This window comes from Algoriphagus boritolerans DSM 17298 = JCM 18970 (assembly GCF_900108085.1).
Taxonomy (GTDB): Bacteria; Bacteroidota; Bacteroidia; order Cytophagales; family Cyclobacteriaceae; genus Algoriphagus; species Algoriphagus boritolerans.
On the sequence record NZ_FNVR01000008.1, the window covers coordinates 142,766 to 163,906 of the forward strand.

Sequence of the window (21,141 nt, forward strand, 5' to 3'; positions counted from 1 at the left end):
CCTAACTTTCTTACATGCAAGCCTACGAATTTATTAATAATCTGATACCACCGCTCAAACTAACTGATCGGGCAGGGATGGCGTTAGCTTGGATGGAGGAGATTCGTATCGATTCCCTACCGGTAACGGATCAAGGGAGATTTTTGGGATTCATCAGCGATGAGGTGATTTTTGATCTAAATGAACCGGAAAAACCAATCGGATCAATCGAGCTGGAAGCGGGTTCTTGTTGGGTTTATTCCAACAAACACATCTACGATGTACTCAGAGTGGCCTCAGAACATCAGTCAAATCTGGTAGCGGTCTTGGACAGGGAAAATACCTACTTGGGGGTCGTAACCATGGAAGACGCCATTTCAGCTTTTGCAGACAGTCTTTCCATCAAGTCCCAAGGCAGTGTCTTAATACTTTCCCTGGCGATGACAGATTACCACTTGTCCGAAATTTCCAGGTTAGTAGAGTCGGAAAACACCAAAATACTCAGCTCTTTCATTACCAATGATCCATTGGATGACAGCAAAATCAAGCTCACTCTTAAGCTTGACAAACCTGAATTGAGACATGTGAAAGCTACTTTGGAGCGTTTTGGATATTGGGTGATAGATCATTACCAGGAAGAAACCGGCGTCAGTGGCGAGGAAGACCGAATCGGTAACTTGCTTAGATTTTTAGATATTTGACCCATGAGTATGCCCTTGAGAAGGTTTTCAACTTTATAAATGATGATGAGCAGGGGCATTACAACTGGTTGAAGGAAGAAGGGAATGCCTGACGGCAATCGGTTGTGATCATTAAAGACTATGTTAAACAGATGAAATCGAGCATGCCCCCCTCGGTGACACACAGAGGGATGATTATAATTCATGCGAGATTCTCCCGAAGAAAAATCGGGACAGGCTATCTGACCAATAAAAATCAAGTTATAAACACATGAAAATCGCCCTGCACGGTCTGGCATTTAAGGCTGAGTATATCTCTGACATCGAAAAACTCTTCCAAGAGCTGACAAATCATCAAATCGAAATCCGTGTAACTGAGCCGCTCGATCGGGCAATTAAGATGTCAGGTAATAAGAATTTGAGCTATTGGCTTATTGAAAATCAGGAGGAACTTGAAGCGGTAGATTTTTTAATTTCAATTGGGGGAGATGGCACTTTGCTGGATGCCGTCTGCTTAGTTGGAAGCCTTGAAATACCCATTTTAGGACTCAATACAGGGAGATTAGGTTTTTTGGCCACAGTCGCTACGGACCGAATCGGAGAAGCCATCCAACAGCTTGTCAATGGAAACTTCCAAATCGAATCACGGTCTCTGATCTCATTGGACGCAAGTCGAAAACTGTTTAATGGGTTTAATTTTGCATTAAACGAGTTTACCATTCACAAGCGAGATACCTCTTCGATGATTACCGTACACACCTACATTGATGGAAAGTATTTGAACTCCTACTGGGCAGATGGCTTGATCGTATCCACTCCCACCGGATCTACGGGCTACTCCTTGAGCTGTGGCGGACCATTAATTACACCTGACACCAAGAGTTTTGTGATTACTCCAGTGAGTCCGCATAACCTCAACGTGAGACCGATTATCGTTTCCGATCACTGCGAGATCAGTTTTGAGATTGAAGGAAGATCAGAAAAATTCCTTGTTTCTCTGGACTCCAGATCTACCTCCATTTCCTCAGAAATAAAACTCAGCGTGAAAAAAGAGCAATTTTCAGCAAAATTGGTCAAATTGCCCCACTATCATTTCTTCGATACGCTGAGACAAAAACTGAATTGGGGTTTCGATATGAGAAATTAAAAAAAGCTCCTGATTGAGCTTAACATTAATTAACCCGTTAAATACAAAAGGGCGTTTTTTAAACGTTAGGTACTTCATAACTTGCACCGTCTTGAAAAAGATCAATTTTCAGATTATCAAACACTTACTGGTATTTAGCTTTGTCTTGTCCGGCTATCTTATTCCGACTAAGGCTCAGAAATACGAAATAGGTGGAGGTCTCGGAGTAGCAACCTATTCCGGTGACATGATCCGAAAAATTGATCCCCGTCAATTAGGACTTCAAGGCACGTTGTTTGGCAAGAGAAATTTTGACAATGTATGGAGCTTAAGAGTTGCAATCAGCGCCGGAATCCTACAGGCAGAAGACAGCCTTAGGCCATTGGACCCTGCTGCAAGAATAAGAGACGGCAGATTTCGAGGTGGTGTGATTGAAGGGAGTGCGGTGATGGAATTTAATTTCTTGGATTTTCTGAGAAATGATTCAGAATTCAGGTGGTCACCTTATGCATTCTTCGGTTTGGGATTTTCACATTTTATAATGAAAGGAAATACCTACCAGTTTGTCCCTTCAGAGCGGTATAACTTGAGTTCTGTGGTCATTCCCTTCGGAGGCGGGGTTAAATACCGGCTCAATGATCGATGGACCTTGGCTGCCGAACTGGGATTCAGACCTACGATGACAGACCTCCTGGATAAAATTGACAGTTCGCTACCTGCCATACCCAGGTACCCGCAAGCAGCAGATCCTACGACCGGGCGGATTCCTCCCTATGGTATCAACTTTGGAAATCCCAATACCAACGATTGGTACTATTTCCTGGGTCTCACCATCAGCTATACCATAGCCAATGTAAAGTGCTTTGCCTATTAATTAATTGAAGGCTAGGGCTGATTATTGGAAAAGAAATAGCATTTTTGTACCTCCAAAAATGTAGGTATCCGACCCATTGGAATGAAGGAAAAACTAGACCTAACTAACATCCCCAAACATCTCGCAATAATCATGGACGGCAATGGCCGTTGGGCCAAAAAGAAGGGCGCCATGAGAATATTTGGACATCGACACGCAATCCAAGCGGTCAAAGATGCCATCGAAGGTGCTGACAACCTAGGAATAAAATATCTGACGCTATTTTCATTCTCCACAGAAAACTGGTCCCGGCCTCAGGATGAAGTCCGAGCCTTGATGGAATTGTTAGTCAAAACCATCATAGACGAAATCTCCCTGATGATGAAAAACAACATTCGGCTGATTTCAATTGGAGATGTTTCGAGTCTTCCCGGTTCTGCTCATGAAAAGCTACTGGAAGCCCAAAGACAGACGGAGACCAATACAGGGCTCACCGTCATCTTAGCACTCAGCTACAGTGGGAAATGGGAACTGACTCAAGCTGCCAAGCGCATTGCTCAAAAAGTCTCTGAAGGAAAATTAAAACCTGAGGAAATCACGCAACAGACTATTGCAGATCATTTGGAAACGGCCGGTATACCCGACCCTGAACTGATGATCCGCACGAGTGGAGAGTATCGAATCAGCAATTTTCTATTGTGGCAATCAGCCTATACGGAGTTGTATTTTACTCCGATATTGTGGCCGGATTTCAGAATAGAGCACCTCTATGCTGCCATTGAGGATTATCAGAAGCGTGAAAGAAGATTCGGGAAGACCGGGGAGCAAGTTAAATCTTAAGTTGTCATTGAATTTCTGCTTGACCTTGTAAACCTTCGGTAATAGAATGATAATCAAGCAGGCAAAATTCCTCCCGATAATTATCGGGATGGCCTCTACAGGTCAAATTATAAGTATATGAAAAGAAGTTTATTCATTCTGTTGTTTTTGATCGGTTCCTTCCCGGCCTTTTCCCAGATTAGACTGGGGCAAAGCCGCTATGCCTCTTCAAAACCAATCGATATTCTGGAACTGAACTATGCCAAACCGCAGAAATTCAGAATAGCAGAAATCAAAGCAATGGGTCTGACCACATTGGACGAGATCGCCATCATATCCTTATCCGGACTGAAGGTAGATGATCGAATCGATGTACCGGGAGACGCCATCTCCAATGCTTTAAAAAAACTCTGGAGACAAGGAATCATCGGAGACGTAAAAATCCTGGTAACCAAAATTGAAGGGGAAGACATTTACCTATTATTGGACCTCACCGAGCGTCCAAGATTCTCTCAGGTAGAATTTAACGGCATCAACAAAACCCAGGAAGGTGAGCTCCGGGACAAAGTCAACATCCGGGGACGGGTCGTTCGGGATGATGTACTAAATACCGCGAAGCGAAATATCGAAAAATACTACCTGGACAAAGGTTACCTCAATACTGATGTCAAAATCTACCAGGATCGCGATACCACACTTCCTAACAGTGTCAAGCTTCGATTCGATATTGATATCAACTCCAAAGTACAGATTAATGAGGTCAAATTCTACGGTAACGAGGAAATCAGCGACCGTGCTCTGAAGGGCAAAATGAAAAAAACCAAGGAGCATGCACGTGTGGCCATCTTCAGAGATTTGCACACCAGAATCACCGATGCAGATGCTGAAAGCGTAAAGAATTCAATTTTCCGTACAGACTCTGCGTCCAAAGAGGATGCAAAAAGCTACATCAGCAAAAACTTCAAACTTAACTTTTTCAGCGGATCGAAGTATATCCCCAAAGAATACCGAAACGACAAAGACAACGTCATCAATTTCTACAACAGTCGTGGATTTCGGGATGCAAAAATCCTCAACGATTCCGTCTATAAATTTTCAGAAGACAAAATCAATGTGGACATCGATGTGCAGGAAGGAAGAAAATATTTCTACAGAAACATCACGTTCACGGGAAATTACATCCATAAAAGCGACGTTTTACTTGCCAAATTAGGCATTGAAAAAGGGGATGTCTATGACAAAGAAACACTGGATAAGCGCCTGAACTATGACCCTCAAAAAGGCGATGATGTGAGCTCACTCTATCAGGATAACGGATACCTGTTTTTCAGCATTGATCCTGTAGAAGTAAATGTAGTAGGTGATTCGATTGACCTGGAGATGAGAATTTTCGAAGGTCCTCAAGTCACGGTAAACAGCGTGAGTATCAAAGGAAACGACCGGACCTCAGATCACGTGGTCATGCGGGAGATACGGATCCTTCCCGGGCAAAAGTTTAATCGAAGCGCATTGGTCAGGACCATTCGAGAACTTTCCACATTAGGGTATTTTGATCCTGAGAAAATCAATCCCGACCTCAGACCAAACTTTGAAGCAGCTACGGTAGATATCACTTTTGAACTGGAAGAAAGGCCAAATGACCAAATTGAGCTCTCAGGTGGCTGGGGTGGATTCTATGGATTCGTAGGTACGGTTGGCTTGGTGTTTAATAACTTCTCAGTAAAAAACATCGGAGACTTCAGCAAGTGGGATCCCCTGCCAGTGGGTGACGGACAAAAGCTTTCCCTACGGGTTCAAGCCAATGGCCAAACGTTCCAAAACTATTCCTTGTCCTTAACCGAACCTTGGTTCGGGGGCAAAAAGCCAAATGCCCTGAGCTTTTCATTCAACCATTCTATTCAGCGGCAGGTAGATTTCTTCAATCAAGCAAATTTTGGGAATTCGCTGGGCTTCTTCAAGATCACAGGGGTGACTTTGGGATTGGCAAAGCGGGTGACCTGGCCTGATGACTACTTCAGTATCAGCAACTCTCTGCAATTTCAAAACTATGAGTTTGACCAATTTGGGACCTCTTTTGGCTTGAGTTACCCTACAGGAAATTCGAAGAGTATCACCTTTAATACCACTGTTGCCAGGAACAACGTGGACAATACCATCTATCCGAGACTGGGATCGAATATTATGCTCTCTATGGCATTGACTCCTCCATACTCATCCATGAATGCAAACATCAACGATGAATCTACTGATCAGCAAAAATATAACTGGTTGGAATATCACAAATGGATGTTTGATGCCTCATTCTACACGCCACTTCTGGGATCTACCAAGTGGGTGGCAAGTGCCAGAGCTCACATGGGCTTCTTGGGATCCTATGGTAACAAAATCGGCATCATTCCTTTGGAGCGATTCGTGATGGGTGGAGACGGGATGACCTTCAATAATTTCGCCCTTGGGCAAGAGATTATCGGCCTGAGAGGCTACGAAAATCAGGTAATCACTCCGGGAAGAGAAACCAGAGGTACGGAGAACCCGGAACCTTATGGTGGAGTGGTCTATAACAAGTTCGTGACGGAATTACGATTCCTCGTGTCTCCAAATCCATCCGCTACTATTTTCTTGCTGGCTTTTGCAGAGGCAGGAAATAACTGGGGGTCCTACAAGGATTACAATCCTTACGATCTGAAGAAATCAGCCGGACTTGGAGCTCGAATCTTTATGCCGGCATTTGGACTGTTAGGAGTCGATTGGGGTTATGGATTTGATACCGCACCAGGTGTACGGGAGCGTAGCGGAGCTCAATTCCACTTTACCATTGGGCAGCAATTCAGATAAGCTTGAAATCAAGTATTCGTTTAGTTAATTTATGCAAAAAATTAAGCCTCAATTTTACTGAATAAAGCCAACTGAAATCTAAACGGAGACATGAATAAATCGCTGAAAATTGTACTTTTGCTGTTCTTTCTGATCCAGGGTGGCACTTTAACCGCCCAAAAGATCGGATACATTGACTCAGAATACATCCTAAACAAGCATCCGGACTACAAAGTCATCCAAGATCAGTTGACGCAGTTGGGTTCAGATTGGAAGAAAGAGGCACAAAGTTTGGATCAAGAGATCAAAGAACTGACCACTCAGCTGAAGGCGGAGGAGGTTTTATTGACAGAAGAGATGTATCAGCAACGACTGGATGAAATCAAAACGAAACAAAAAGCCTCGCAAGAATTCAACAGTCGGATCTTTGGGATCGACGGAATGTATTACCAAAAGCAGGCAGAACTGCTCCAACCCTTACAATCCAAGATTTACGAAGCCATCGAGCGGGTATCAAGAAGGAACAACCTAGGTTTCTTATTTGACAAAGCCGCAGGTCCATCCGCGATCATTTACACTGATCCAAGACATGACTATTCTGAGTTTGTCCTGGAAGAATTGGGAATTGAAGACAACAATTAAATACAAACACAAAATGAACAAATCGAGCAGGTCTCAGAATATCACTCTTCGGAAAACCTAGGTACTGCGAGATTCCATATTACCATTCAAAAACAAATTTTATGAATATGAAAGTAAAAGTTATCCTATCGGCAGTTGCGTTGCTATTCGTAGGATTCGCAGCTCAAGCTCAAGAAGTAAAGATCGGCTATACGAGTGTGGAGTTTATCATGGACCTGATGCCAGAAATGGAACAAATCGGAGCAGATATTCAAGATTACCAAACTCAGTTGCAAACCAACATCCAAACAAAAGGTGCTGATTTTCAAAAACAGGTACAGGCGTATCAGCAAGCTGCCCCTACCATGACTGAGGAGGCAAGGGCTGCAAAAGAGGCAGAGCTTCAAAAAATTCAGGGAGACCTTCAAAAGTATGAGCAGGATGCTCAGGTATCCTATCAGCGTAAATTGGGCGAATTGCTCGAGCCAGTACAGACTAAAGTAATCAACGCGATCAATGCTGTAGCTGCTGAAAACAACTACACACATATATTCGCAGAGACTGCAGGTCAGTCCCCGGTTTTATTATATACTAAAGAAGAAGACAAATTCACAGAATTGGTCGTGGCAAAACTTGGCTTGACGATGCCAACTCCTCCAGCTGGAGCTCCAAACGGAAATTAATTCTACCAGTTTAAATCCATTTCAAAGGCTGCCTTTTCAAAAGGGCAGCCTTTTTTATTTTGTAATTAAACCCTGAGTTTATTGTCTTGTATCTTGTGTCTAGATTCTAATATCTCAACTATGCCCAAAAAGAACCCCAAAGCCATCATTTCCCAAAGTCAAGACACCATTTTGGTGGATTTCTATGCGGATTGGTGCGGTCCCTGTCAGACCATGAATCCGATTTTAGATGAGGTTTTGGTAGAATTAGAAGGGAAAATCAAATTGCTTAAGCTAAATGTGGACAAGCATCCGCAGCTCGCTCAGCAATTTGGTGTACGCTCCATTCCCCATTACATTCTTTTCAAAAGAGGCAAAATCCTCTGGAGAAAAGGGGGTGTTTTGACAAAACGGGATTTAATGAATGCATTGAAGGGTTTTTAGAATTAGAGTATTCATTATGCTGCATTTTGACTTCGATCAATGTGACAAGCAACAGTTATGAGACAGCCGCCACAGCTGCTTAAATTTTTCCTTGATCCATACTATGTTTGACAAGATGTAATTTAACGGACAAATAAGTTTAGAAATAAGATCCCGAAAACACCATTCACACTATAACTTTTTAAACAACTTTTCTTTTACAATTCATTGCAATATTCTTTATAGTAGCCCACTAAATTGTACTCAGCCAAGAAAAATAATCAACTTTATAAAGTCCTTTATTCTGAAATTAAATCCTTCGTATATCAAGCACCGCTTAAAACAGGTTTAAATCGGATTTCGAATTCAATATTTTGTAACTATATTAATCTTCAGTAAGGACTGTTGGTTAAACTTCAAAAAGTACAAACATTCTCGAGTCACGCATATTTTGAGTAACATCAACTGGTAAACAGCTGTTAAGAGCCAATTGATTAATCCTATGGAATCAAGCCCTACCGATTACAGTAGCCTTTTTTACTTAAGCCCATTTCCCAAATGGGTGTATGATGTAAGTTCTTTCGAAATCCTGGATGTGAATGAATCAGCGATTCAGCACTATGGCTATTCCCGGGATGAATTTTTAAAACTGACCATCAAAGACCTCCGGCCCAAGGAAGAGATCCCAAAATTGGTCGCCGCACACAGTGATATTGATTCCAAATTCGGAAATATATATTTCGGGGTATTTACCCATCAGAAAAAGACCGGTGAAAAAATCAGGATGAAAATCAATGGACATCGGGTTGATTTTCAGAGCAAAAAATGTGTCGTAGTAGTTTGTCAGGATATCACAGAGGAAGAAAAGCAGGCAACGGCCATCAAAGAATCCGAAGAGCGGCTCAGAGCGGCCTCATCCATTGCTAAATTAGGTTATTGGAGATTTGATTTAGAATCTCACGCCATTACATGGACCGATGAAGTCTACAAAATATGGGGAAGACAAAAAGAAAGTTTTGAAATAAATTTTGAGAATCTGCTCAAAACCATCCCTGCAGATGAACATCATGCATTCAATCTGGAAGATAGGGAGGTACTTTTTGGAAGAAAAGATGTGGATATAATCCATCGGATCATCTTACCCGACCACAATATCCGCTGGGTCCACGTACTTGGAAGGGTGAAAACATCAGAAGGAGGAAATCCCCGGATTTTTGAAGGCACTGTTCAGGATATCACGATCCAAAAAGAATCCGAACTCCAACTAAACAGGATGAGTAAACAGCTCATCGAAAGTGAAGCCAAGTTCAGAACTATTTTCGAGATCGCCTCTTTGGGGATTGCCCAAGTTGACCCCACCAAGGGCAAAATAATTTTGGTCAACTCATTCTATGAGACCATCACCGGCTATAGCACGGAGGAACTTCTGCAGATGAATTTTGTGGAACTCACCCACCCCGATGACCGGGAAAGAGATTGGGAATTATTCAGCCAAGCGCTCAGAGGCGAAGGAGAATACCGAAATGAAAAACGCTACATAAAGAAGGATGGCTCTTTGGTATGGGTTCGAATTCATATGGCTTTTATTAAAGACGAACTCGGGAAACCCATCCGAACTGTTGCGATCTGTGAGGATATTTCTTACCGGAAAGCTGAAGAACATCGGCTCAAACTGCTGGAAAGTGTCGTCACCCACACGTCTGACGCCATCCTGATCACTGAGGCAGAGCCCTTTGATCAGCCCGGCCCACGCATTGTCTTCGTAAATGAGGCATTTACGAAAATGACCGGATATACTGCAGAAGAGGTGATCGGCAAAACTCCCCGAATCCTACAAGGCCCCAAGTCAGACAAAGACGAATTGGCAAAACTCAGCAAGGCCATGCGCAATTGGGAACCCTGCGAAATCACCACCCTCAACTATAAAAAAAACGGAGAGGAATTCTGGATTAATTTTTCAGTGACCCCTGTAGCCGATGAGAAAGGTTGGTTTACGCACTGGATCGCCATAGAGCGGGATGTTACTGACAAGAAAAATCGGGAACTGGAGCAGGATTTATTGAGTCAAATCAGTTTGATCTTCAATGAAGAAAAAAAGCTAACAGAGGCTAGCAAGAGAGTTTGCGAGACGTTTGCAGACTTTGGTGATTTTGATTTTGTGGAGATTTGGACTCCCAATCTGGAAAACACCAACATCCAGTTATTGAGTTACAGCACCAATTCGCCACAAGCGGCTGATTTTTATGGCCACACCTTGGCATACCGAAGCTTTAAATACGGGGAGGGGGTACCCGGAATAGTATGGGAAACCAAACAACCGCTACTCTTAAACTCCACTGACAATTCTGAAATTGTACCCCGAATTAAAGCCGCACGGCAAGCAGGCTTAAAATCCTTTTTGGGACTGCCTCTTTTGTTTAACGAATCCCTTGTGGGCGTACTGGTTTTTGGGAGTTCCAAAGATCCTCAGAGCATGGATCGCTATGTCAGGCTTTTCCAGCGATTGGAGACCTTTATAGGATCAGAAATCAATCGAAAGTCATTGGAAACCAACCTTCAAAATTTATTTGAAGCGATTCCGGATATCATTTGCCTGGCAGATTTTCAGGGCAGATTTCTCAAAATGAATACCGCCGGCTGTAAGCTCCTGGGATACAGCGAGGAAGAACTAGTCTATCATTCCTTTGATGAATTTGTACATCCGGAGGACAAAGACATCTCCACCAAAGAAGTGATGAAACTGGGCGAGGGAGAGACTACCTTCAAATTCGAAAACCGGTACATCACCAAAAAAGGTGAGATCGTCTGGCTAAGTTGGACCTGCAATTCCGAAGTCCAAGCTGGCCTGATCTACGCTTCGGCAAAAGACATCACCAAAGAGAAAAAACTAAGTCAGCTCATAACTCAATCCACCACCCTGGCAAGAATCGGAAGCTGGGAAATCGACCTGATCGAACAGAAACTGTTTTGGTCGGATATGGTCCATAAATTACATGAAACAGATCCCGAATTATTTTTCCCTGACCTGGAAACAGGCATTAATTTTTACCGGGAAGATTTCCGTAAGCTAGTTCAAGAAAGTGTAAGCGCCTGCATCTCCCGGGGTACACCCTTTGACTTTGAAGCAGTAATAGTAACAGCAAAAAAACATGAACAATGGGTCAAAGTCATTGGAAGTGCCGAAATAATCAATGGGAAATGCATCCGGGTTTTTGGTAGCTTCCAAGACATTCATCAAAGAAAGGAAGCTGAAAACAGGCTCCAATCGCTGGCTGACAATTTACCGGGCGTAGTATTTAGGTATTTGATCAATCCTGATGGTACAGATGCCATGAAATATGTCAGTCGTGGGGCCAAAGAAATCTGGGGATACACCGCAGAGGAGTCCATTACTGACAATAATCTCATCTGGAATGGAATCAAGGCCGGGGGTGATTTTGAATCTGTCCAGTCAAGTATCATTGAATCTGTTAAAAATAAAACGAAATGGACTTCCTCTTGGAGGTACATGATGCCAAACGGCGAAATCCGATTCCATATCGGTCACGGTTCTCCGGAATACCTCACGGATGGAACCGTAGTGTTCAATTCCTTGATTCTGGATAACACAGAGGAGAGAAAAAATGAGGAATTGTTGAATCAAGCCTCCGCCATGGCACAAATTGGCAGTTGGGAGCTAGACCTGGTAAATCAAACCGGGGATGCGATGTTTTGGTCTTCCATGACCCGACAAATCCTCGGTGTCGACGACGACTATAATCCTACCCTCACCGGAGGCTTTGAATTTTATACCGCGGAAAGTAAGATCCGAATCCAAAATGCAGTTGATTTATTAATCAGGGAAGGAAAGGAATTTGACGAAGAACTCCACATTACCACCGCCCATGGGGATGACCGATGGATTCGCTGCATCGGAAGAGGGGAATGGGCCCGAGGCAAATGTGTCAAAATCTTCGGAAGCTTCCAGGATATCAACACGACCAAATCCCTGCAACTTCAACTCAGCGAGATTCTGGAAAGTATCTCGGATGCTTTCTATGCAGTGGATAAAGATTGGAACTTCACCTATTTCAACAAAGAGGCGGAGAACCTACTTCTTAAAAAAGCGGATGAAGTGCTCGGCAAAAGCATTTGGGAACTGTTTCCTGCCGCCATTGGTACTCCTCTTCAGGAAATTTATTATCGGGTGTCTCAGACGGGACTACCGGAGTCCTTCGAATACTTATTTCCGGGCGATGGCAGTTGGTATGAGCTCAACGCCTACCCTTCCAATGGAGGAGTCTCAGCCTATTTTAAAAATATTGACGAACGGAAACAGGCTGCAGAACAACTCGAAAAAGCCTTTTTGGAAAAAAACAACATCATCGAAAGTATTGCAGATGCATTCTTCACCATGGACCGAAACTTTATTGTTTCCTATTGGAATAGAGCCGCAGAGGAAATAATAGGAGTAAAAAGGGAAGAGTTGATCGGAAAAAATCTATGGGGGGTTTTCCCGGATGCAGTTTCGCTTCCTTCGTATACCCATTACCACAAGGTCCTGGAATCCGGACAGTCCATAACTTTTGAGGACTATTATGATGGCATCTGGCTGGAAGTCAATGCCTACCCTTCCGAGGAAGGAATCACCGTCTTTTTCAGGGACATTTCATTGAGGAAAGAGGCAGATAAGCGCCTATTAGATGCTTTTGAAGAAAAAAATACCATCCTCGAACGAATTACCGAAGCATTCGTGGCACTTGATGCAAACTGGTGCTATACCCATATGAATAAAAAAGCCGGAGAGATTTTCAATCGGGATCCGGAGCAAATGATTGGCAAGCATATCTGGACGGAATTTCCCGAGGGTCTCAACCAGCCCTTTCATCTGGCTTATGAAAAAGCAATGGCAACCCAGCAGTATGTGCATGTAGAAGAACACTATAAACCTTACGATTTGTGGTTTGAAAACCATATTTATCCCTCACCCAATGGGCTTTCGATTTTCTTCAGGGACATTTCGGAGCGAAAACGAAGCGAAGAAACCCTTCGCAAGGCCAACGAACGCTTTGAAAAAGCCACCGAAGCTACCAATGATGCGATTTGGGATTGGGACATAGAAAATCAAACTTTTCTAAGAAGCAATGGCATAGACAAATTCTTCGGTGAAAACACACACAAATCTCTGAATGAGGATGAATTTTGGACCGATCGATTTCATCCGGACGATCTCCCCATAATCCAACAAAGTATTCAACTGGCGATCAATGATCCCCTGGTCTCTCGCTGGGAGATGGAATACCGAATCTTAAAGCAAACTGGTGAAACAGGGCATGTCGTAGACAAAGGAATCATCATTCGAAATCAGGATGGAAAAGCCATCCGCATGGTAGGTGCGATGACCGATATTTCGGATCGGAAGCGGCATGAAGTGGAATTGTTGGAACTCAACGAATCACTCAAAAAACATGCGCACGAGCTCGAACTAACCAATGAACAGCTGGAGCAATTTGCCTTTATCGCCTCCCATGACTTGCAGGAGCCCTTGAGGATGATCTCCAGCTTCTTGGATCAGCTTAGGCGAAAGTATGAAGGACAGCTGGACGATAAAGCGCATAAATACATCCATTTCGCTACGGATGGGGCAAAGCGGATGAAGCAGATCATATTGGATCTGCTCGAGTATTCCCGTGCCGGAAAATATGAGGAAATTCTGGGAAAGGTTGACCTTTCGATTATCCTGAATGATTACAAATCTCTCAGAAAGAAAATAATCCAAGAAAAATCGGCTGAATTCATTTATTCAAAACTTCCAATTATTGCCGGATACAGAGCTCCGATTACACAAGTAATCCATTGCCTGCTGGACAATGCGATCAAATATTCCAGAGATGGTATTTCGCCCCGAATTGAACTGGATGTAGTGGAGAACCCAAGCGAATGGGTGTTTACAGTTCGGGACAACGGAATTGGGATAGCACCGGAATTCTTTGACAAAATCTTTGTCATTTTCCAACGATTACACAACCGTGATCAATACAGTGGAAGTGGTATCGGACTGTCCATTGTCAAAAAGCAAGTCGAATCATGGGGAGGAAAAGTATGGCTGGAATCTACCATCGGTGAAGGTTCTAATTTCTATTTTACCCTACCCAAAACACCTGTATCAAATGACCTATAATTTTCCGATCATCGGTATTGGTGCCTCCGCCGGAGGTCTTGAGCCTTTGGAGTTGTTCTTCGAATTTGCAAAACCTACTGCTGATTTCGCCTATGTCCTGATTCAGCATCTGGCGCCCAACCACAAAAGCCTGATGGATGAGCTGCTGGCACGACATACCAAGCTCCCCATTCAGATCATCCAGCACAATATGCCTTTGGAACGGGGCAACATCTACCTCAATCCCCCAAAGAAATTTGTCGAACTCCATGAGGGTAGATTTGTCCTGAGTGAGAAGGAAGATCGAAAACTGAGCTTCCCGATCAGTACATTTTTCAATTCACTGGCGGAACAAGGGCATGAAAAAGCCTGTGCCATCATCCTGTCGGGAACCGGAAGCGATGGCTCTGAAGGCATCAAATTCATCAAAGAAAAGGGCGGGCTCGTGATCGCCCAAAATCCGGAATCATCAAAATTTGACGGAATGCCAAAAAGTGCCATCCTCACCGGCGCGGTGGATAAAGTCTGTGCGGTCGAACAAATGCACCAGGAATTGGAGTCATTCTTTTCTAACACCGTCGAATTGGACCGACAAAAACTGGATTCGAAAGACTCCAAAACAGTCATCGCCTCCATTCTTGGCACAGTCTACCAGCAGCTTGCGGTGGACTTTACCGATTACAAATACACCACGGTTTCCCGAAGGATTGCACGCAGAATGAGCCTTTTGGGCTATTCTGAAATGGCCGAATATTTGGATTTTCTCAAAGTACACCGAGATGAGGCTCAGCTCTTATCCAAAGAATTATTGATAGGAGTAACCCGGTTTTTCAGGGATGAGGAAGCATTTGAATACCTCAAAAACTCCGTAATCCCGAAATTGATTGCCGAAAATCAGGAGACCAAGTCCATGCGAGTTTGGGTGCCGGCTTGCTCCACCGGTGAGGAAGCTTATTCCATTGCGATTCTGATCCGGGATTACCTCCGCATTCATAAACTACAGTATGAGGTCAGCATTTTTGCGACAGACTTGGACAAAGAGTCAATCAAACTGGCCGCAAACCGGATATTCCCGGAAAATATTTCTTCGGAAATCCCCCCCGAATACCTTCACCTGTATTTCATTCCTCAACGGAAAGGATTCACAATCTCAAAGGAGATCAGGGAAATGATCATTTTCTCGGTTCACAATGTGGTTCAAGATCCCCCCTTCAACAAAATTGACCTGATCAGTTGCAGGAATTTCCTGATTTATTTGAATTCCAATTTGCAACAGCGCCTGTTTTCACTGTTCCAATATTCGTTGAGAACTAATGGCTTTCTTTTTCTGGGATCCAGTGAGTCACTTGGAGATGCCAGCGATGACTTTCTCGAAATCGACAAAAAGAATAAGGTTTTTGCCAATAAGCAAAACAAAAAAATGATTCAACAACTTCGGTTTTCGGGTAAAAAATCACTCTCTGCAACCGAATTTATCGAAAATCCTATTGCTACGGGATTCGGCACCACTTCCAATTCCACCAAAAACAGACTGCTTGCCGAGATCCAAAATGCCTTAATTCAGGAATATGTACCGGATTCCTTGGTTACAGACGAGAATTTCAATCTTCTGCATACCACAGGCAATGCACACCGCTGGCTCACTTTACCCCCGGGGGAAATCAGCACCAATGTCCTGAAAATGCTTCCTGAATCCTTAGCCTTACCTTTTGAAGTAGGGGCCAATAAGGTGTTGGATACCGGCAATCCTGTTCGGGTCAACCAAATCGAAATCGCCGGGCCGCTAAAATTCTTTTATGAAGGGCAAAAATTCCTTCGCATTCTCATCCGAAGGACCCAACTGATTGAGGGGTCGTTTCAGTTGATTGCCACTTTTGAACCGGAAACCAAACCCTCGGATTACTCCCCTTCGGAAGAAATCGACATGAGTGCCGCTTCCAAAGAAAAAATCAATATCCTGGAGCGGGAACTGCGGATCAACCGGGAGAACCTCCAAACCACCATTGAAGAACTGGAATCCAGCAATGAAGAATTGCAGGCCGCCAATGAGGAACTCCAAAGTTCCAATGAAGAATTGGAATCTGTCAATGAAGAACTCTATACTGTCAATGCAGAATTTCAGCAAAAAATAGTAGAACTCTCTGAGTCAAACAATGACCTCAACAATCTCATTCAGAGTACCGAGATTGCCCTGCTATTCCTGGATGCCAACCTCAACATCCGAAGATTTACTCCCGCCATTAAGAAAATACTGGATCTCCTCCCCCATGACGTCGGTCGAAACATCAGCCATTTTCGAGGCAAAGTCCAGCTGGACAACTTCATTGAGCACATCGAGACTGTATTTGAGAAATTAATCCCCTTCGAAACCCAACTTACAGACAGTCGGGGGGAAGAATACCTGCTGAAAATTTCCCCTTTCAAAACTCAAAAAAATGAAATTCAGGGTGTCGTCTTGGTCTTCATCGATATGGCGCACACCAGCAGGATGGAGCGGGCATTGGAGATGTCAGACAAGGCACTTTCTGAGCTCCACAACAAGCATGATCAACAGAGTGAACTTTTCGAATTTATTGCCAATAACTCCCGGGACATGATCACAATCATAGATCTGAACGGCAAGTTGAAGTATTGCTCCCCTTCAGGCTCAGAAATCACCGGTTTCCCGTCCGAAAAAATGATGGAAATGAATCTGCTGGATCGAATACCGGACCCTGGGCATAAGAAACGTTGGCAAAAAGCCATGGAGGTTATCTTGGAAGGGAAAACACCAAGTTTGATTCAGTTTAAGTTTAAAACCTGGAATGGGATCCTCCGCTGGATGGAATCCAACCTGAAGCCTCTGAAACTATCGACCGGAGAACCGGGAAATATCCTTATCACTACCCGTGATATCCATCAACGCATGCTCCACGATGTAGAGATGCGAAAGCTTGCCCTGATCGCCGAGCAGACAAGTAACGCGGTGATTATTACGGACACAGCAGGTAAAATCACTTTTGTCAATGAGGCCTTTGAAAATATGTCAGGCTATAGGGAGGAGGAAGTGTTGGGCAAAAAACCAGGCCATCTTTTGCAGGGTGAAGAAAGTCCCAAGGAAATGATAGAACGAATGGCTCAGGCGATCAAAAACAGATCCACCAGTGAAGTGGAAATGATCAACTACACCAAATCGGGCAACAAATACATGGTCAGAATCCAGACTGAACCCATGTTTGACAAAAATGAAGAATTGATCGGTTTCTTCTCCATACAAAACGACATCACCAATCAGAAAGAGCAGGAAGAGCACATATACAAGTTGAATCAAAAGATCAAAGAACAAAACCGGAAGCTGGAAGAAGTCAATAAGTCTCTGGAAGAATTTGCTTATGTGGCATCACACGATCTAAAAGCACCTGTGCGAAATATCAGTGGGCTGCTCGACCTGATAATGAAGAAAGGTGACCGGTTGGATCAGGAAAAGCGGGATCATTATTTTGAAGTCATTCGCTCCTCCTCGAAAGAATTGGGGCGCCTGATCGAAAATCTGCTGGAATATTCCCGATCCGGTAAATTGCAGGAGGAACAGCAAATCGTCCCTCTGGAAAGAATATGCACTGAGGTGATCCAACAATTCGAACAGGAACTCATCCTGCTCAAGGGTAAAATCACTCTTGAATTAGACATTGCGGAGATTGAGGTCTATCCCATTTTATTCAAGCGACTGCTCACCAATCTGATCAGCAACTCACTGAAATACAGAAGTGAACAAAACCCGAAGATAAAAATCTCCTGCAAGTCCACCCTCGATTTCACAGCGTTCAGTGTCAGTGACAATGGAATCGGCATTGCCAAACATCATCAGGACGAAATATTCAAAATCTTCAAAACCCTCGGCCAGCATACTGACAGCAATGGAATTGGGCTTTCGGTTTGTAAAAAAATTGTGGAATTACATGGAGGACGAATTTGGGTCGAATCAGATGGACAAACCGGTTCTACCTTTATATTTGAGATCAAACACCGAAACCCCTAACTCACTATGAAACCCGCACACATACTTTTGGTAGAGGATAATGAAGGAGATATCATCCTGACACTTGATGCCTTCGAAGAAAGCAAAATCAAAACCGATATCAGTGTGGTCAAAAATGGTCAGGAGGCTTTGGATTTTTTGTTTCAGAGAGGCGAGTATGCAGAAGTCGAGAAACCGGATCTGATTCTTCTGGATATCAATATTCCGATATACAACGGGCATGAAGTATTGAGACAAATCAAAACAACCGATTCGCTAAAAAAAATACCGGTGATCATGCTGACCACTTCCTCCAGCCAAAAAGACATCAACCTGGCCTATGAGAACCACAGCAACAGCTATGTGAAAAAGCCGCTGGATATGGAGGAATTTCTTCAAGCAATTCTAAAAATTGAAGAATTCTGGTTGCAGTTATCCAAGTTGGCAGTTTGATTAGTGCCCTAAAAAAAGGGAAAGATCGCTCCTACCCTTTTTCTCTTTTGCCTGTTTAGTTCTTTACCACATCAGCACCTCGTCCTTGGCGAATTTGTTCTTGACATTGTCCCTGAACAGGTTCAGTACCACCGTGAACTCATGCGTGCTGCCCGGCAGCAGGTAGCTTCTGCCCATCGGGAACTCGTACAGGTAGCCGACTCGCATCCGTTTGGTTAAGAACCCTGCCTGCAAGTTGCTCGCATAGTCGATCCGGTGCCCTGCACCTACCCAGACTTTGTCCATCAGCAAGGCTTTGAAATTCATCTCGATCACATTGGGCAGGTCCCTGCGACTTCGGAAGAAGGCATTCGTGATGATCGCCAAGTTCGGTGTCAAGGCCTCCCGAAAGCCTGCCTGCACAAACTGCTCTGCCGGGTAGCCTTCCATAAAGTTGTCTCCACTGCTCGCCCTGCCCCCGTTGATCCGGTGGATGGCATAAGACACGTAGTATTGCCGGTGTGTCAGCGCGATGCCGATATTGGCATCCAGAAACTGCATGTCTGAGAACGATCCAAAATACTGTCCCATCGTCGGGTCGTTCTGCTCTTCGGTGGTCATCGCATTCCCATCCAATCGCACCGTCTGATAGTTCACTCCAACTCCTAATCTAAGATTATGATTTTCTGTCAATCTCACACGGCTTGCGTAACTGATCATTATTTCATTGTCCCGAAAGGCACCATAGGTATCGTGAAGCAGGTTGACCGAGATCGCATTCTTGCCCATCAAAGCAGGATCTGCTTCTCCGGCGATTTCCCCAAAGTCTATCTCGGTGCTGAAGAAGAAGGTTTGTGGTGCTCCCTCGAATCCCGCCCATTGGTTCCGGACAAAGCCCCGAACCGTCGAGCCTTCGTAGCCCGTCAAACCAGGATTGAAGTAGCTCTGAAAGTGGGAAAACTGGGAGATGTTCTTGCGGGTCTGGGCTTGGGCAGTAAGCCCTGACAGCAGTAAAAAAGCAAAGAGCGGAATATAGTTGAAGTTTCGCATGGTTAGCATGGTTAGTCTGTTCTTGGAAGATTCTTAGCGTGTAAAGTGGAACCGGGCATTCTATGCTGCCCGATCCCCCTTTGGATTTAATTTTTAAGAATAGTCAGTATTCCTCTTCGCACATTTCCGGTTTCGATCACCTCTACCACCCAGAAATATGTACTTACCGGCATCTCCTTGCCCTTGTAAGTTCCGTCCCAACGGGTATCCGCATCCTCGGTGTAGAAGAGTCGCTCTCCGTTGCGGTCAAAGACCTGTACCCGCACGCCTCGGAAGTAGCGCAGATCCGGCACTCCCCAGGTATCATTGATGCCGTCGCCATTCGGCGTGAAGCTGTTGAATATTTCCAATTCGGTAATGTCAGTTCGCCCTCTGTTGATTGTGAAGGATTTTTCGATCACATTACCGTCTCGATCTGTCACCCGAATGACTACCGTAAACTGGGTCTTGCCGGATACTTCCTCAGCACTGCTCCAGAACAGAATGTCTTCTTTGACTTCAAAATATTGGTTATCTCCTGCTCCCGGTACCAAGGTGATGGTATGCTCCTTGTCTATCGGATCGATCACCGTGAAGTTGCCAATCACCTGGAAGTAATTCTTTGGATCCGGATCAAAGTCATTGTTGCTCAAGATCACATCCTGCGGTGCCGGCTTCGCCAAAACGCCGACCTCCAGGGTAGAATTTAGGTTCTCCGGATTCAAGATGCCACTTGGCAAAGTGACGGTTCCTGTCAAGAAGTAGGATCCACGCTTGTACAGGTTGAGCGGTGCCTGATTCCAGGTTACCGTCAATGTCAGCACCTGCCCGTCTGCTGTTACTGCACTTAGGCTTGTTGGCAAATTCGGGCTAACCGACCAAGGAGTCGTGATCGGGTTCGGATCGGAGATTGCAATCAGCTGGGCCGGGATAATCTCGAATTGAGCTGAGGTGAACTCGATTAGATAGTTGTTGGTAGCCGTTAGCGTACCCAAACCGATGGTGTAAACATCCACCTGCTCGCCCGGTGTTCTGTCCAGCTTTCCTGAAATCGAACTCATATTATCCGTGCTTTTAAAGCCTGTGGCGATAAAGGTCAGCACTGGGTCGCTTGAACCAAAGATTTTGCTTTGAGCAATCGCCTGGATTTTCAGCGTTGCCTTGGTTATCGTCAGCGTGCCGTTCACCAGCGTGATGGCGTAGTTCTGATCTTCACCACCGGTCAAGGCGATTGGGTACGTTCCTACAAATGAGTTCACAGTCGCAGTCGTACTGATGCTTGGTTCGTCCGCTACTTTCTCATCGTCATTGACTAGGCCAGTGTAAGTGAAGGTCAAGGCTGGATTCGCTTCACCGTAAACTTTCTGCTTGTCTTCAGCTGTGATGGTCAGATCCCTTTTGCCGATGGTCAGTGTGCCATTTACCAAAGTGATCGTATAGTTGTCATCCGAACCGCCTTCCAAGGTGATTGAGTAAACTCCAACTCCTGAGTTTAGGGTAGCGGTCGTTGCGATGCTTGGTTCGGTGGTCACTTTCGTGTCTCCGTTAACTAATCCGCTGTAGCTGA

13 protein-coding genes are annotated in these 21,141 nt (G+C 44.4%); 11 read left to right on the forward strand and 2 right to left on the reverse strand.

Going from position 1 to position 21,141, the window contains the following annotated elements:
• Positions 1–14: 14 nt before the first annotated feature.
• From C4S61_RS09805 to C4S61_RS09855, 11 genes are all read left to right on the forward strand, one after another.
• Positions 15–680 (forward strand): CBS domain-containing protein, encoded by a 666-nt coding sequence (locus tag C4S61_RS09805; RefSeq protein WP_103924620.1) that lies wholly within the window; start codon positions 15–17, stop codon positions 678–680.
• Positions 681–930: 250 nt separating this feature from the next.
• Entirely contained in the window at positions 931–1,806 is an 876-nt protein-coding gene (locus C4S61_RS09810; RefSeq protein WP_103924621.1) for an NAD kinase, read from the forward strand.
• Between the two features lie 91 nt (positions 1,807–1,897).
• Complete coding sequence (gene porG / locus C4S61_RS09815) at positions 1,898–2,659, forward strand: type IX secretion system protein PorG (protein ID WP_103924622.1); 762 nt, start codon at positions 1,898–1,900, stop codon at positions 2,657–2,659.
• 81 nt (positions 2,660–2,740) lie between these two features.
• The gene (locus C4S61_RS09820; protein ID WP_103924623.1) at positions 2,741–3,478 is read left to right on the forward strand and encodes an isoprenyl transferase; all 738 of its coding nucleotides are present in this window, start codon (positions 2,741–2,743) and stop codon (positions 3,476–3,478) included.
• A gap of 117 nt (positions 3,479–3,595) precedes the next feature.
• A complete protein-coding gene (locus tag C4S61_RS09825; protein ID WP_103924624.1) occupies positions 3,596–6,292 on the forward strand; it encodes a BamA/OMP85 family outer membrane protein in 2,697 nt (898 codons plus the stop codon).
• A gap of 90 nt (positions 6,293–6,382) precedes the next feature.
• Positions 6,383–6,913: an OmpH family outer membrane protein gene (locus C4S61_RS09830; protein ID WP_103924625.1), complete on the forward strand. Its 531-nt coding sequence runs from the start codon at positions 6,383–6,385 to the stop codon at positions 6,911–6,913.
• A 107-nt stretch (positions 6,914–7,020) separates the two neighbouring features.
• Complete coding sequence (locus tag C4S61_RS09835; protein WP_103924639.1) at positions 7,021–7,575, forward strand: OmpH family outer membrane protein; 555 nt, start codon at positions 7,021–7,023, stop codon at positions 7,573–7,575.
• A gap of 120 nt (positions 7,576–7,695) precedes the next feature.
• Positions 7,696–7,998, forward strand: a complete 303-nt coding sequence (gene trxA / locus C4S61_RS09840) for a thioredoxin (RefSeq protein ID WP_103924626.1) — start codon at positions 7,696–7,698, stop codon at positions 7,996–7,998.
• Between the two features lie 481 nt (positions 7,999–8,479).
• Positions 8,480–14,137, forward strand: a complete 5,658-nt coding sequence (locus C4S61_RS09845; RefSeq protein ID WP_103924627.1) for a PAS domain S-box protein — start codon at positions 8,480–8,482, stop codon at positions 14,135–14,137.
• Entirely contained in the window at positions 14,127–18,134 is a 4,008-nt protein-coding gene (locus C4S61_RS09850) for a CheR family methyltransferase (RefSeq protein WP_103924628.1), read from the forward strand. Before C4S61_RS09845 ends, C4S61_RS09850 begins: the two co-directional genes overlap by 11 nt.
• 6 nt (positions 18,135–18,140) lie before the next feature.
• Positions 18,141–18,566, forward strand: coding sequence for a response regulator (locus C4S61_RS09855; protein WP_103924629.1), 426 nt, complete (start codon positions 18,141–18,143; stop codon positions 18,564–18,566).
• 63 nt (positions 18,567–18,629) lie between these two features.
• Here the strand turns inward: C4S61_RS09855 and C4S61_RS09860 are convergent, their stop codons facing one another.
• Entirely contained in the window at positions 18,630–19,595 is a 966-nt protein-coding gene (locus tag C4S61_RS09860; RefSeq protein WP_200820561.1) for a PorP/SprF family type IX secretion system membrane protein, read from the reverse strand.
• An 86-nt stretch (positions 19,596–19,681) separates the two neighbouring features.
• The coding region (locus tag C4S61_RS09865; RefSeq protein ID WP_146064374.1) for an MBG domain-containing protein at positions 19,682–21,141 on the reverse strand (1,460 nt) is incomplete at its 5' end.